The sequence below is a fragment of the Streptomyces sp. NPDC030296 genome (genome assembly GCF_055572815.1).
This window is the reverse complement of record NZ_JBVICQ010000014.1, coordinates 207,970-221,702: the sequence shown is the minus strand read 5'-3', so window position 1 is coordinate 221,702 and position 13,733 is coordinate 207,970. Positions and strand designations below refer to the sequence as shown.

Annotated in this window: 13 protein-coding genes; 6 read left to right on the top strand and 7 right to left on the bottom strand. The window is 70.7% G+C overall.

Features of this window, described 5'->3' with window-relative positions:
* A partial coding sequence (locus ACZ4Z3_RS33985) for a glycoside hydrolase family 43 protein (protein WP_468504652.1) occupies window positions 1-883 on the bottom strand: 883 nt, incomplete at its 3' end.
* 328 nt (window positions 884-1,211) lie between these two features.
* On the opposite strand from ACZ4Z3_RS33985, the gene ACZ4Z3_RS33980 reads away from it, so the two are divergent.
* Window positions 1,212-1,748: an AAA family ATPase gene (locus ACZ4Z3_RS33980; protein ID WP_468504642.1), complete on the top strand. Its 537-nt coding sequence runs from the start codon at window positions 1,212-1,214 to the stop codon at window positions 1,746-1,748.
* A 245-nt stretch (window positions 1,749-1,993) separates the two neighbouring features.
* Here the strand turns inward: ACZ4Z3_RS33980 and ACZ4Z3_RS33975 are convergent, their stop codons facing one another.
* A complete protein-coding gene (locus ACZ4Z3_RS33975) occupies window positions 1,994-2,287 on the bottom strand; it encodes a DUF397 domain-containing protein (RefSeq protein WP_468504641.1) in 294 nt (97 codons plus the stop codon).
* Window positions 2,274-3,023, bottom strand: a complete 750-nt coding sequence (locus ACZ4Z3_RS33970) for a DUF5753 domain-containing protein (protein ID WP_468504640.1) — start codon at window positions 3,021-3,023, stop codon at window positions 2,274-2,276. The genes ACZ4Z3_RS33975 and ACZ4Z3_RS33970 overlap by 14 nt, the downstream gene beginning before the upstream one ends.
* Before the next feature lie 301 nt (window positions 3,024-3,324).
* On the opposite strand from ACZ4Z3_RS33970, the gene ACZ4Z3_RS33965 reads away from it, so the two are divergent.
* Both ACZ4Z3_RS33965 and ACZ4Z3_RS33960 read left to right on the top strand, forming a co-directional pair.
* Window positions 3,325-4,038 (top strand): copper homeostasis protein CutC, encoded by a 714-nt coding sequence (locus ACZ4Z3_RS33965; RefSeq protein WP_468504639.1) that lies wholly within the window; start codon window positions 3,325-3,327, stop codon window positions 4,036-4,038.
* A gap of 232 nt (window positions 4,039-4,270) precedes the next feature.
* Window positions 4,271-4,777 carry a hypothetical protein gene (locus ACZ4Z3_RS33960; protein WP_468504638.1) on the top strand — a complete coding sequence of 169 codons (507 nt, stop codon included), beginning with the start codon at window positions 4,271-4,273 and terminating at the stop codon, window positions 4,775-4,777.
* A gap of 79 nt (window positions 4,778-4,856) precedes the next feature.
* Here ACZ4Z3_RS33960 and ACZ4Z3_RS33955 read toward each other — a convergent pair whose 3' ends face one another.
* Complete coding sequence (locus tag ACZ4Z3_RS33955; RefSeq protein WP_468504637.1) at window positions 4,857-5,642, bottom strand: NPP1 family protein; 786 nt, start codon at window positions 5,640-5,642, stop codon at window positions 4,857-4,859.
* Window positions 5,643-6,012: 370 nt separating this feature from the next.
* Here ACZ4Z3_RS33955 and ACZ4Z3_RS33950 point away from each other — a divergent pair, with 370 nt between their 5' ends.
* Entirely contained in the window at window positions 6,013-7,269 is a 1,257-nt protein-coding gene (locus ACZ4Z3_RS33950; protein WP_468504636.1) for a trypsin-like serine peptidase, read from the top strand.
* A gap of 85 nt (window positions 7,270-7,354) precedes the next feature.
* Here the strand turns inward: ACZ4Z3_RS33950 and ACZ4Z3_RS33945 are convergent, their stop codons facing one another.
* Entirely contained in the window at window positions 7,355-9,403 is a 2,049-nt protein-coding gene (locus tag ACZ4Z3_RS33945; protein WP_468504635.1) for a HelD family protein, read from the bottom strand.
* Window positions 9,404-9,712: 309 nt separating this feature from the next.
* On the opposite strand from ACZ4Z3_RS33945, the gene ACZ4Z3_RS33940 reads away from it, so the two are divergent.
* The gene (locus ACZ4Z3_RS33940) at window positions 9,713-9,913 is read left to right on the top strand and encodes a hypothetical protein (protein WP_468504634.1); all 201 of its coding nucleotides are present in this window, start codon (window positions 9,713-9,715) and stop codon (window positions 9,911-9,913) included.
* 336 nt (window positions 9,914-10,249) lie between these two features.
* Here ACZ4Z3_RS33940 and ACZ4Z3_RS33935 read toward each other — a convergent pair whose 3' ends face one another.
* Entirely contained in the window at window positions 10,250-11,896 is a 1,647-nt protein-coding gene (locus ACZ4Z3_RS33935) for a DNA repair helicase XPB (RefSeq protein ID WP_468504633.1), read from the bottom strand.
* Window positions 11,897-12,069: 173 nt separating this feature from the next.
* Between ACZ4Z3_RS33935 and istB the strand changes: the two genes are divergently transcribed.
* Window positions 12,070-13,539: an IS21-like element helper ATPase IstB gene (gene istB / locus ACZ4Z3_RS33930; RefSeq protein WP_468504632.1), complete on the top strand. Its 1,470-nt coding sequence runs from the start codon at window positions 12,070-12,072 to the stop codon at window positions 13,537-13,539.
* A 1-nt stretch (window position 13,540) separates the two neighbouring features.
* Here istB and ACZ4Z3_RS33925 read toward each other — a convergent pair whose 3' ends face one another.
* The gene (locus ACZ4Z3_RS33925) at window positions 13,541-13,717 is read right to left on the bottom strand and encodes a hypothetical protein (protein WP_468504631.1); all 177 of its coding nucleotides are present in this window, start codon (window positions 13,715-13,717) and stop codon (window positions 13,541-13,543) included.
* Window positions 13,718-13,733: the final 16 nt, after the last annotated feature.

Genomic DNA, 13,733 nt, shown 5'->3' with positions numbered 1-13,733 from the left:
CGAGGATGTCGGACTTGCCGTCCTCGGAGACCGTGAACTGGTTGTGCCCGGGGCCGTACTGGCTGGTGGCGGCGAAGCTGGCGAAGACCGGGCCGGTGCTCTTGGCCCACGACGAGGCGCTGAGCAGGTTGGCCGAGGCGGACGCGGTCAGCATGCCCATGCAGTAGTTGGCGTCGGTGGCGCTGGCGGAGAAGGTCATGAAGACCTTGCCGTTCCGCTGGAGCACGGCCGGGCCCTCGTTGACCGTCTCGCCGCCGGCGGTCTCCCAGGCGGCGGTCGGCCTGCTGATCATGACCGGGGTGCCGGTGATGGTCCAGGGGTTGGACATCTGGGCGAGGTAGATGTTGGTGCCGCGGCCGACGGCCGGGTCGTTCTGCGCCCAGGCGAGATAGCGGGTGCCGCTCACGGCGAAGGTCGTCGCGTCCAGGGAGAAGGTGTCCAGCGGCAGCGCGATGCGGCCCTTCACCGTCCAGGTGCCCGTGATCGGGTTCGCGTCGGCGCACTCCAGGACATAGGGCCGGATGTGCCAGACGTTGTTGGCGTCACCGGCGGCGAAGTAGATGTACCACTTGCCGTCGATGAAGTGGATCTCCGGGGCCCAGATGTAGCCGCCCATCGTGCCGGTGGCGGGCCTGGTCCAGATGGTCGTCTCGGCGGCCGACGTGAGCCCCTGGATCGTGGTGGCCCGGCGTAGCACGATCCGGTCGTACGCCGGCACGGTCGCGGTGAAGTAGTAGAACCCGTCGGTGTGCTTGAAGATGTGCGGGTCGGCCCGCTGCTCGGCGATGGTGTTCGTGTACGTCACACCGGGCGACGCGGGCACGGCGGCGCGGGCGGTGCCGGCCGAGATTCCGGTGAATGCGGCTGCTGCGGAGCCGGCCATCAGGCCGAGGATGGTCCGACGGGTGAATTCAGGTCCCACTGATCACTCCCTTGGTGCTGACGACGATGCGGAAATACCACCCTCTCCCCGTGCCGGTATTTCGAACACCGTTCGTAAGTGCGGCCAAAAGTTAAGTTCTGCACGAGGCAGAGTCAATGCTTTCGGCCAAGACGATTTCCGTCAGAACCTCTTAGAGGGCGGTATGTGCTGTCTCGGCTTCGGCGCAGCTCAGGCTGAGCGACCCGTCGCGATGGCGTGCTTGGCGGACCTGGCATGGGTGGCAGAGCTGGGCGCGCTGGCCCGGAGTGGTCCTGTCTACGCTGGCGGCGTGACATTGGTGTGGGTGACGGGTAATTCAGGGGCTGGTAAATCCACGGTCTGCGGGGTGCTGCGAGAGCGTGGCTACGTCGCGCTCGACGCCGACGAGGACGGCTTCAGTCGCTGGATCGACCGAGCTGAGGGCGAGGTCGTGATGGATCCTCCGTATCCGGTTCCCGGCGGCTGGCTCGATCGATACGGGTGGGAGATCGTCCGTGAGCGCGTTGAGGCCCTCGTCGAGGAGTCTCGTTTCCGCATCGCGTTCTTGTGTGGGTCCGCAGAGAACGAGGCAGACGTCCTCGATCTTTTCGACGTCATCGTGTGCCTGGTGATCGACGAGCACACCCTCCGTCACCGGCTCGCGACCCGCACTACGAACCCATTCGGTCAACATCCCGAAGAGCTCGCAGCGGCCCTGAAGTGGAATCCTCGGATGCGAGCGATCTACGAAAGCCTTGGCGCGACGATCATCGATGCCTCCAAGCCGGTGACCGAGGTGGTGGACGGCATGATCGATGCAGTTCAGGAGCAGAGAGGCGGTGCGTAAGTCGATGTCCGTTTCGCGCTTTCGGGAGGGGCGAGCGGACCGGCCGCGGTGTCGCCTGGCGGCTACGGCCGTGGCTGGGTGAACAAGCCCTGCTCGGCCTCGACCAGAATTCCGCGCTCAGTCAGGGGCCCCAGCGGTGGCCCCGGTCAGCCGGCGCGGTATCACCGAGGTCATCGCCCAGTACACCCGCGACTCCGAACTGCGCGGCAGGTGCTCGTCATCGCGCACAAGCCTGCGGTGCAGCATCAAGATCCCGTAGGCGCGCTCCACGATCCACTTGAGAAAAGCTCCCGGCCCGCCGCCGCGACGAAGGCCGACCAGGCAGTGGCGCCGAGGAGCAGCACACCGTCGGTGGGGTTCTTGCTGTCGCGGACAGGGACGACGCCGGGGAGGTCGTCGGAGACTTCGACGCACTCCGCGCTGTTACCGCCGCTGTAGCTCGACCTGCGCCAGGAGACGGCGGCGCCCGTGAAGTCGCCGGCGATCTCCACGCATTCGTCCGACGTGCCTGCGCTGTAACTGCTCTTACGCCGAGTCACGGTCCTCAGATCGGGAGCGGTGCGCATCCTCGTACTCCTTGGCCGCCTGCTCGATCAGGGCGAGGGACGCGCCAGGCGACAGCGCCGCACCCCCAAGCAGATCGTAGGTCGGCGTGGAACGGGTCACCACAGCCGGATCGTCCTGCAAGCGGCCTGTTTCGGCCGCATCGGAGTACACAAGGGGAGGGGCATCCTCGAAGGTCATCAGCTTGAACATCCCCGTCATCCCGGCCTCCGCTCCCTCGGCCAGAGGCAGCACCTGCACGATGATCCGGTTGCGTCGGACCATCGCCGCGATGTGCCGGAGTTGCTCCGCCATCACCGCCGGGCCGCCCACCGGGCGCCGTAGCACCATCTCGTCCAGGACCGCCCAGTACCGCGGCCTCGTCGGGTCGCCGAAGATGTGTGCTCGGGCCTTGCGGGCAGCGACCCGTTCCTCCACCACGTCCTCCGTCAGGACCGGGTCGTACGCCCGCACCACCGCCCGTGTGTACCCCGCCGTCTGAAGCAGACCCGGTACCAGGATCGGCGCCCAGTCCTTGATGGTGAGGGCCAGGCCCTCGAACTCCACCACGTCCGCGAAGTGGTGCTCGTACGGCGACTTCCGCGCGGCCTCCAGGTTCCGCGTGAAGAACCCGTCCGCGTCCAGTACTTGGTCCGCCATCCTCGCGAACTCCGGCTGCATCCGCCGTACCCCCACCTCCAGCATCCCCACGTACGCCCCGCTGATGAACATCGCCGCCCCAGCTCCTCCTGGGTCATGCCCGCCCGCTCGCGGCGGTGGCGGAGTTCCGCGCCGTACAGGGCGCGGGTGGACTGTGACGGGTCGAGGATCTTCGTGTTGCTCATGGGACGACGTCCTCCTTTGACAGCCGGTTCTGTTGGGTCTGCGCCACCCCCGAGCGTAGGTGCGGAGCGTGGTCGGCCGTACGCGAATCGTGAGGGGCCGGTCCAACGAGCGGGTTTGTTGGTAAATTGGACTAGACCTGTTGTCGCCCGCTGTCGTCGTACGACGTGCCCGAACCGGAAGGGGCCCCATGGCCACGCCCGTCCTCCTTGAGGTCATCGCCCTGGACGCCAGGGACGCCGTCGCCGCGCAGACCGGCGGAGCCGACCGGCTGGAACTGGTCGCCGACATGCGCGCCGACGGGCTCTCGCCGACCGTGCGGACGTTCGCCGAGGTGCGGGCCGCCGTGGACATCCCGGCGCGGGTGATGCTGCGGCTCGCCGACGGGTTCGCGGCGGGGGACGCGGACGCGCTGGTCCGGGTCGTGTGCGACATGCGGGCGGCCGGGGCCGAGGAGTTCGTGCTCGGGTTCCTCGACCCGCTCGGCGAGCCCGACCTGCCCGTCCTCGAACGGCTGGTCGCCGAACTCGACGGCTGCCGCTGGACCTTCCACCGCGCCATCGACCGCGCCGCCGACCGCGACGCCCTGCGCAAGCGGCTCGCGGACCTGCCGGGGCTGGACACGTATCTCACGGCGGGCTCGGCGGACGGCGTCGACGACGGTCTGCCGACCCTCCTCGCGGAGGCGGCCCGGCGCGGCGAGCCCGGCTACGCCCCGCGGCTCATGGTCGGCGGCGGGCTCCGCCTCGACCACCTGCCCGGCCTGCGCGCCGCCGGCCTCGACGCCTTCCACATCGGCGGCGCCGCCCGCCCCGGCGGCTGGGACGCGCCGGTCGACGCCGACGCCGTACGGGAGTGGCGCACCGCGCTGGACGCGGGCGTCGGCAGCGCCGTGGCCCTCTGAGGGCGCGCCCCTTCACGCGGGTCCGCCGTCAACGCGGCGGACGCGGGCCTCGTGCGTCCGCTCCTTGAAGGACATCATGAGCGCCCTCAGAAAGAGCGGCTGAACCCCGCCGGGCTTCCGCTCGACGGGGCCTCGCCCTACGATCCGTGGATTCCTTCCAGCGCCCCGGCGGACACCGTCCGCGGGACGGGGCGAACCCTGCCCCTCGGGGCACCGGCCGGGTGAGGTCCGCTTGATCGCCATCGCCGTGACCGGGCACATGGACCTGACCGAGGCGAGCGTTCCCCTCGTACGCCGGGCCCTGCGGGAGTTCCTCGGGCCGTACGCGGAGGAGGGGATCACCGGGCTCTCCTGTCTCGCCGGCGGTGCCGACTCGCTCTTCGCCGAGGCGGTCCTCGCGCTCGGCGGCCGACTGGTCGCGGTGATCCCGGCGCGGGACTACCGGGAACGTCAGGCGGGCGCCGAGCAGGCCGCGACGTTCGACCGGCTGCTCGGGGCCGCGGCCGAGGTGCTCGTCCTCGGCCACGACAACGCGGGCGGACAGGCGTACGAGGACGCCAACCGTGAACTGGTGCGGCGCGCCCACCGGTTGGTCGCCGTCTGGGACGGCGAGACGTCCACCGCCCAGGGCGGCACCGCCACGGCCGTGGCCGACGCCCGCCGCGCCGGCCTCCCCGTGGACATCGTCTGGCCGCCGGGCGCGAGCCGCGAGACCAAGGGGTGCGCCTCGGAGGCGTGAGCTGGGCGCGCGCCCCCGACGGCCAGCGTCCGCCGCACGTGCGGGTCCGTGACCGGGCGCGCCCCCGGCGGCGGCCTCGTTACGCGTACGGGTCGAACGCGATCCCCGACGGCTTCGCCTTCGCCAGGTTCGACTCGAAGCTGCCGTCCTTCAGACCGAAGTTCGCGCTGCCGAAGTCGTGGGCGACCAGCTTCTCGCGGATGCCGGACGGGTAGCCGTTCCAGCCGACGAGCGGCGGGTACTGCCAGGTGCCCTTGTGGTTCTCCGGGGGCTCGTCGCCCGAGCCCGCGAGGCGGAAGCAGTGCGTGCGGATGCCGTCCTTGTGGTAGACGATCTTGGCGTGGGTGCCGTCCCAGCGGACCGCCGACGCCGGGTGGACACTGAATCCGCCGTGCGCGGACGTCGACACGTACTGGGCGGTGCCGTTCTGCACCCAGACCGCCACGTGCTCCCAGTCGTGGCGGTGGCCGCCGATGCTGGAGCCGGGGACGGCCTGGTCCTTCTCGAAGTAGAGGTCGTACAGGATCGCGCACCAGCCGTTGTTGCACTTGGAGCGCGCGTAGCCGTTGGTGTTGTCCAGGTCGGACGCGTCCCGGCAGTTGCCGTTGAGGGCGCCGGTGGGCTTCAGACCGCCGTTGACCGTGCCGTCCGGTCCGATCGCCGGGGTCGAGTAGCAGCCGTCGGTGTCGTAGTCGTACGCCGGTTGCCATGTCCTCTCCAGCGCCTCCGCGTTGGCGGGCAGGGCCCCGGGCGGGGCCGCGTACGCGCTGCCGGCCACGCCGACGACCAGGGCGAGCGCGCCGCCCACGGTGAACACGGATCTCTGCAGACGACGGGACCTGCCTGAGCGCGGACTTGTCTTCACTGCGACCTCCTGATCGACCGCGGCGCGGGGGACGCCCGGGGGCCGGGGTGGGGCACACCGGCGGGGGATGGCATGCGCAGGTCAGATTCGCCCTACTGGCCGGTAGTGCACAAGAGGCGGGAGGTGTCGGAGTGATGAAGAATCAAACGTTGTGAAGGGCCTGTGAGTTCACCGCCCCACGCGGCGGACGGGGCGTCACGTGGTGACGTGATGTCACATCACGGATCGATATCCGCCACGTAGTTGTTGTGTGCGAAGTCGCCGCGGGAGCCCTCCCGGCGATCATTTCGGCCCGGCCCCGCGTGCATAGTTGTCTCCGCCCCAGCCAAGCCGGGGCATGACAAGTTTCAGTCACAGGGGGAACGGCTCCATGCCATTCATACGTCGCCGCGGTCTCACGGCCGCCGCCGCCGTGATCGCCGCGGTCATGGTCACCACCACCGCATGCAGCAAGTCCGACGAGGACGGCGCCAAGGCCTCGGGCGAGACGACCGCCCAGGCGGGCGCCGGTTCGGACGTCGACACCGGCGAGAACGAGGGCGGGGGCGACACGACCATCGGCGGCTTCAAGCTGCCCGAGGGCGTGCCCACCGAACTCTCCGGCGACGCGCTGCAGAAGTGGAAGAACGGCGGCTGGCAGGACTTCGACGACTGGGCCTCCAAGGCGGAGGACTTCGCCAATCCCTACATCGAGGACTTCTGGACCCCCGAGCGCATCGCCAAGGCCAAGGCCCAGATGCCCACGCGGCTGCCGGAGATCGCCGACGCGGGCAACGTGTCGAAGGGGTCGAACAAGACCACCAAGGTCTGGCTGCCCGACGGCTCGGTGAAGCGGCAGAACGCCTCCAAGGTCAAGGCGACCTACCACAAGAACGCCGCCCCGGTCGGCAAGCTCTTCTTCACCACCCCCCAGGGCTCCAGCGTCTGCTCGGCCGCCGTGGTGAAGGACCCGGCCCACCCCGGCAAGTCCAACCTGGTGTGGACCGCCGGCCACTGCGTGCACGCGGGCAAGGGCGGCGGCTGGTACCGCAACATCGCCTTCGTCCCGTCCTTCAACAACACCGCCAAGCTGAACATCAGCCAGGCCTCCGCCAACTACCGCGCGAGCAACGTCTCCCCGTACGGCCTCTTCTGGGCCGACTGGGCCACCACCTCCGGCACCTGGATCAAGGGCGGCAACGCCAGCCAGGGCACCGTGGCCGCCGCGTACGACTACGCCGTCCTCCATGTGAAGCCGGAGAAGGGCGCCAAGTCGCTGGAGGAGCGCGTCGGTTCGGCGCTCCCGGTGTGGTTCAACGCCCCGGCCGCCAACAAGGTCAAGAACATGAAGGTGCGCGGCTACCCGGCCGAGGCCCCGTACGACGGCTCGAAGATGTACCACTGCCAGGGCGCCACCAAGCGCTTCGTCCTCGGCTACAGCTACCCGAGCGACTACCCGGCCCAGTACATGGTCGGCTGCACCATGAACGGCGGCGCCTCCGGCGGCCCCTGGTTCATGAGCCACAAGGGCCGCACCTACCTGGTCTCCAACAACTCGCTGAGCGACCGCTCGACGTTCATCACCGGCCCGCGGCTGGGGAGGAACGCCAAGGAGGTCTACCTGGCCACCAGCAACAAGTTCAAGTAGGCCGACGCGCGTGCAGCGGCCCCCGGTGACCTCGGTCGCCGGGGGCCGCCGCCCTTTCTCGGACTCGGGCCGGCCGCGGAGGCTCTCAGGCCAGCTGCTCCGGCAGCGGCGCCGCGTGCGTCACGATCAGGCCCGACACCGCACGGGTCAGCGCCACGTACAGGCGACGCAGCCCCGTCCGCTCGTCCGGCTCCCCGTCGACCACGGCCCGCGGCTCGTCCAGCACCACGTAGTCGTACTCCAGGCCCTTCGCGAGCGACGCCGGTACGAGGGTGAGGCGCGTCTCGTACGTCGTCTCCTCACCCGGCGCGAGGTAGCCGATCCCGGCCGCCGTGAGGGCCTCGGCCAGCGCCGGCACGCGCGCGTCGGCGGCGATCAGACCGACCGACCCCTCGTTGCGCAGCAGCTCCTCGCAGGCGGCGATCACCCGTGCGTCGTCCTCGACGGGCCGTACGTCGAAGAAGCCCGGGTTCTCCCGGACGGACGCCACCGGGGTCAGGCCGGGCGCGATGTGGGGCAGCAGCCGGGAGGCGTAGGCGATGACGTCGGTCGGCACACGGAAACCGGCGGTCAGCTCCTCGATGTGCGCCTCGGCCTTGCCCAGATGGGCCAGGGCCTCCTGCCAGCTCCGGGTCGCCCACGGGGTGGTGCCCTGCGCGAGGTCGCCGAGGACGGTCGCCGAACCGGTGGTGCAGCGGCGGCCCACCGCCCGGTACTGCATGGGGGACAGGTCCTGCGCCTCGTCGAGGACGACATGGCCGAGGGAGTGCGTGCGCTGCACCAGGTCGGTGGCCTCGTCGATCAGCACGGCGTCGGCGGCGGACCACTTGGCGGTCTTCACGCTCCGCGCCGGCTTGGCCCACAGGATCGTCTTCTGCTCGTCGTCGGTCAGCACACCCCGCGCGTGCTCGGCGAGGAAGTCGGCGTCGGTGAGCAGCCGCAGGACCAGCTTCGCGGGGTCGACGGGCGGCCAGATCGCCTTCACGGCCGCCTTCACGGCGGTGTTGCGGGCGACCGCGTCCTGCACCCGGTCGTCGGGCGCCTCGCCGGACCGCTCCATCTGCACCAGCACGGCGTGCGCGATCCGCTGCGGCAGGGCGTCGCGGGCGGCGCCGTAGCGGATGTCCCGGTCGAGCAACTCCTTGACGATGTCCTCCAGTTCGTACGCCGGGACGCGCCAGCGGCGCGACCCCCGTACGACCACGACGGGCTCCGTGGGCAGGGTGACGTGGGCGCGGACGGCGCGGCGGAGCACCTCCGCCATCCGGGCGTCGCCCTTGACGACGGCGGCGGCCGCCTCGTCCGTCCCCCGCACCTCCACATGGGCCACCAGGTCGTCGACGGTGGCCTGCTTGACCTCCAGCTCGCCCAGCGCCGGGAGCACCTGCTCGATGTAGTGCAGGAAGGAGCGGTTCGGGCCGATGACGAGGGTGCCGGTGCGGGAGAGACGCTCACGGTGGGCATACAGGAGGTAGGCGACCCGGTGCAGGCCGACGGCGGTCTTGCCGGTGCCGGGGCCGCCCTGGACGCAGAGGCTGCCGGACAGGTCGGAGCGGACGATCTCGTCCTGCTCGGGCTGGATCGTGGCGACGATGTCCCGCATCGGGCCCACGCGGGGGCGCTCGATCTCCTGCTGGAGCAGCTTGCTGGTGGTCGCCGCCTCGGCGGGGTCGGAGAGGTGCTCGTCCTCGTACGCGGTGAGGTCGCCGCCGGTGTAGCCGAAGCGGCGGCGCAGCGCGACGTCCATCGGGTCCTTCTTGGACGCCCGGTAGAACGGCTGCGACACGGGGGCGCGCCAGTCGATCACCATCGGGTCGCCGTCCGCGTCGTGCACATGCCGGCGCCCGATGTAGAACCTCTCGCCCTCCGCGCCCTCGGCCCGCTCGGCGCCCGGCGCGTGCAGGTAGTCGAGGCGGCCGAAGAAGAGCGGGGTGTCGCTCAGGTCGGCGAGGGCCTTGATCCGCTCGTCGATCTGGCGGGCGAGCACCTCCGCGTTCACCCAGTTCGCGGTCACGTCACGGATGTCCAGCGCCTCCACGTCCTCCCGCATGGCGCGCAGCGCGGAACGGGAGGCGGCGAGGTGGTCGCGTTCGCGGGTGAGGGGATTGATCTCTTCGTCGGCGGGCGCGGACAAGGGAGTGCCTCCGGGGGCCTACGGGATCCACGGGATCCGTTGCTGGGGGTGGGGTGAGCCGGCCGGTTTCCGTCCGGACGGCGGCGCTCCACGAACGGGAGGCGGGCAAGGGCGGAGAGTGTAGGCGAGGCGAGGGCGAGAGGGCCAACGGATTTCGGTCCGCCGGTCGGGGTCCCGCCGCCGTAGCCCCTAGGGGGTGGGTAGGCCGGGGGTATTAGGGGGCGGCACGACCTGAGGGTGAGTGGAGGGCTCAGCCAGTTCCATCCATGGACCGATCCCATTCACGGGCGGACGTTCCACCATGGATACATGAGTGCAGCGACCTTCATCCCAGCCTCGGCCGCCGGCCGACCCGGTCCGCCGTCCGGTGCGACCGGCCTCGACGGCCGTCACCCTCGCCACCGCCTCGCGGACGCCCTCCGGGCCGTCAAGGTCTTCGCGGGCGCCGCCTTCGGCGTGATCGTGCTCGGAGAGTACGCGGAGGAAGCGGGCATACGCCGCCCCACCTGACGCGCCCCGCCGTCCACGGAACAGGCCCCGACCCCGCGCGTCGGAGCACGGGCACTCCTGGCCCGCTCCGGGGCCGACTCCCAGTCCCACGTCACGTCATCGCTCGACCGCTCACGTCATTCCCACGCCTCGCACACCGCACCCCGGCCCCTGGGCGACGACCCGTAGCCACCGCCCGCATCCGCACTCAGGGCGGCGGCCACCGTCATCGTCGGTCGCACGGCGCTCAGCGCATCCCGAAGCCATCCCTCCCACCCCCGGCGTGGCCGGGGCCGGTCCCCCCACCGGCTCCGGCCACGCACCACCTCGGCCACAGGCGAGGGCGGCATCGCGCGCTCAGGCGTCGTCCGCCAGGATCTCGTCCGCGTCCATGATCCGGTAGGCGTAGCCCTGTTCGGCGAGGAAGCGCTGCCGGTGGGCGGCGAAGTCCTGGTCGATGGTGTCGCGGGCGACGACGGAGTAGAAGTGCGCCTGATGGCCGTCGGCCTTGGGGCGCAGGACCCGGCCCAGTCGCTGGGCCTCCTCCTGGCGTGAGCCGAACGTACCGGACACCTGGATGGCGACGGTCGCCTCCGGCAGGTCGATGGAGAAGTTGGCGACCTTGGAGACGACCAGGACGTTGATCTCGCCCTCGCGGAACGCGTCGAACAGCTTCTCGCGCTGCGCGTTCGACGTCTCGCCCTTGATCACCGGCGCGTCCAGATGGGCGCCCAGCTCGTCGAGCTGGTCGATGTACTGGCCGATGACGAGGATCTGCTGCCCGGCGAAGCGGCGGACGATCGCCTCGGTCACCCGGCGCTTGGTCGCGGTCGTGGAGCAGAAGCGGTACTTCTCCTCCTGCTCGGCGGTGGCGTAGGCGAGCCGCTCGGAGTCGGTGAGGTTCACCCGGACCTCGACACAGTCGGCGGGCGCGATGTAGCCCTGCGACTCGATCTCCTTCCAGGGCGCGTCGAACCGCTTGGGCCCGATCAGGGAGAACACGTCCGACTCCCGGCCGTCCTCCCGCACCAGCGTCGCCGTCAGACCGAGCCGCCGCCGCGCCTGGAGGTCCGCCGTGAACTTGAAGACGGGCGCGGGCAGCAGATGCACCTCGTCGTAGACGATGAGGCCCCAGTCACGGGAGTCGAACAGCTCCAGGTGCGGATAGACACCCTTCCGCCGCGTCGTCAGCACCTGGTAGGTCGCGATGGTGACCGGACGGATCTCCTTGCGCGTCCCGCTGTACTCGCCGACCTCGTCCTCGGTCAGCGAGGTCCGCTTCACCAGCTCGTGCTTCCACTGCCGGGCGGAGACGGTGTTGGTGACGAGGATCAGCGTGGTCGACTTCGCCTGCGCCATGGAACCGGCCCCGACCAGCGTCTTCCCGGCGCCGCAGGGGAGGACGACGACACCGCTGCCGCCGTGCCAGAAGTTCTCCACGGCCTGCTTCTGGTAGGGCCGCAGCGCCCAGCCGTCCTCGTGCAGCTCGATGGGGTGCGCCTCGCCGTCGACGTACCCGGCGAGGTCCTCGGCCGGCCAGCCCAGCTTCAGCAGCGTCTGCTTGATCTGCCCCCGCTCCGAAGGGTGCACGGCGACGGTGTCCGGGTCGATCCGGGCGCCGACGAGCGGGGTGATCCGCTTCGACCGCAGGATCTCCTCCAGGACCGGGCGGTCGGTGGTGGTGAGGACGAGGCCGTGGGCGGGGTGCTTGCTCAGGGTGAGACGGCCGTAGCGGTCCATCGTCTCGGCGATGTCGACGAGCAGCGCGTGCGGCACCGGGTATCTGCTGAACTCGACCAGCGCGTCCACGACCTGCTCCGCGTCGTGGCCGGCGGCCCGCGCGTTCCACAGCCCGAGCGGCGTCACCCGATAGGTGTGGATGTGCTCCGGAGCCCGCTCCAGCTCGGCGAACGGCGCGATGGCCCGACGGCAGTCGTCCGCCCGCTCGTGGTCGACCTCCAGGAGCAGGGTCTTGTCGGACTGGACGATGAGTGGACCATTCACGCGCGGGACCCTTTCGTTTCGGCCAAACGTCCAGTGTGCCTGATCGTTCCGCCCTTTCGCCGGGGTCGTTCCGCCCGGCCTCTCCCTCACATCAGTCTTATTGGATGTCTTTTCATTCCGATGAGTGGAGGGAATTCAGATATGAGGCAAGGGCTCCCCAAGAATGTTGAACCGTGCAGCCATCTTCCCCCGCCGGCCCGGTCACCCCGCCCGCCTCCCCGCAGGGCACCACTCTCGGCTATGCCCTGTTCGCCACTCGCTGGCTCCAGGCACCGCTGTACTTCGGTCTCGTCGCCGCACAGGGGGTGTACGTCTACAAGTTCTTCAACGAGCTGTGGACGTTAATCGTCAAGTGCGTCGGCGGCAGTGCCACCGAGAACTACGTCATGCTCGCGGTGCTCAAGCTGGTCGACGTCGTCATGATCGCCAACCTGTTGATCATGACCATCGTGGGCGGCTACGAGACCTTCGTCTCGCGCATCGGCCTCCAGGGCCACCGCGACCAGCCCGAATGGCTCTCCCACGTCAACTCCAACGTCCTGAAGGTCAAGCTCGCCACCGCCATCGTCGGCATCTCCTCCGTCCATCTGCTCCAGATGTTCGTCGACGTCCACCACACCTCCCGCCACGCGCTGCTGTGGGGCACGGTGATCCACATGGCGTTCATCGTCTCGGCGGTGCTCCTGGCGTACATGTCGGGGCCGATGCTCCGTGAGGAGAAGGGCCACGGCCCGCACCCCGTCCCGCACCGCGACCCGCGCGGCCCGGCCGACCCCGTCCCGCACCGCGACCCGCGCGGCCCGGCCGACCCCGTCCTGCCCGCACCCCTAGGGCCCGCCGACCCAGGCGGCGCCCATGGACCGGTCGGCCCGCCGTGGGACCAGGAGCACGGGGCCGGCGGGCCGTCCCTCCCCTCCACCCCGGTCCTGGGCCCGGCCCCGCTGCCGATCCCGGCGCAGGCCGGCTCGGACGAGAAGCACGCGGCGCGCGAGCGGGAGACTCGCCGGCACGGGACGGTGTTCGCGCGGGGCCGGGACCGTGTCGTGCCGCACGCGGCGGCGGGCGGGGCGGAGGGCGAGAGCCGTCTGAGGGACGCCGGGTTCCCCGCACGCAAGCTGCTGGAGGACTTCGACCCGGGCCACCCGCGCACCTTCGACCGGCAGTTGCTGGCCCGCCTCGGGACGCTGGACTTCCTGGCCGCCCGGCGCAACGTCGTCTTCGTCGGCGCCCCCGGCACCGGCAAGACGCACCTCGCGATCGGCCTCGGCGTACGGGCCTGCCAGGCGGGGAACCAGGTGCGGTTCGCCACCGCGGAGGAGTGGGCCGCGCGGCTGGCCGGGGCACGGTCCGAGGGCCGGCTCGCCGGGGAACTGTCCGCGCTCGACGCCTGCCCCCTGCTGATCGTCGACGAGGTCGGCTACCTGCCCTTCGACCCCGACACCGCCCGGCTCCTCTTCCAGCTCGTCGCCCACCGCTACGAGCGGGCCTCCCTGATCGTCACCAGCGACCGCCCCCTCGGCCGCTGGGACGAGATCTTCGGCGGGGCCGCCCCGGCCGTCGTGGACCGGCTGGCGCACCACGCCGACATCGTCCGCCTCGAAGGGGACAGCTACCGGCTGCGCCGCGTCCCCTCGGCGGGCTGAGTCACTTCAGCAGGCTGACGTTCTGGATGAGCGGCCCCTCCACGGTGAGCCCCTCCCCGACCATGGTGCCGAGTTCGGGGAGGGGCAGGGGGCTGGGGTTGGCCGCGGCGGGCGGGGCGAGCACACCGACCAGGGCGGCTGCGGCGAGGGCGCCGAGCAGTACGGGGAGGGAACGCATACGGACCTGTGAACCT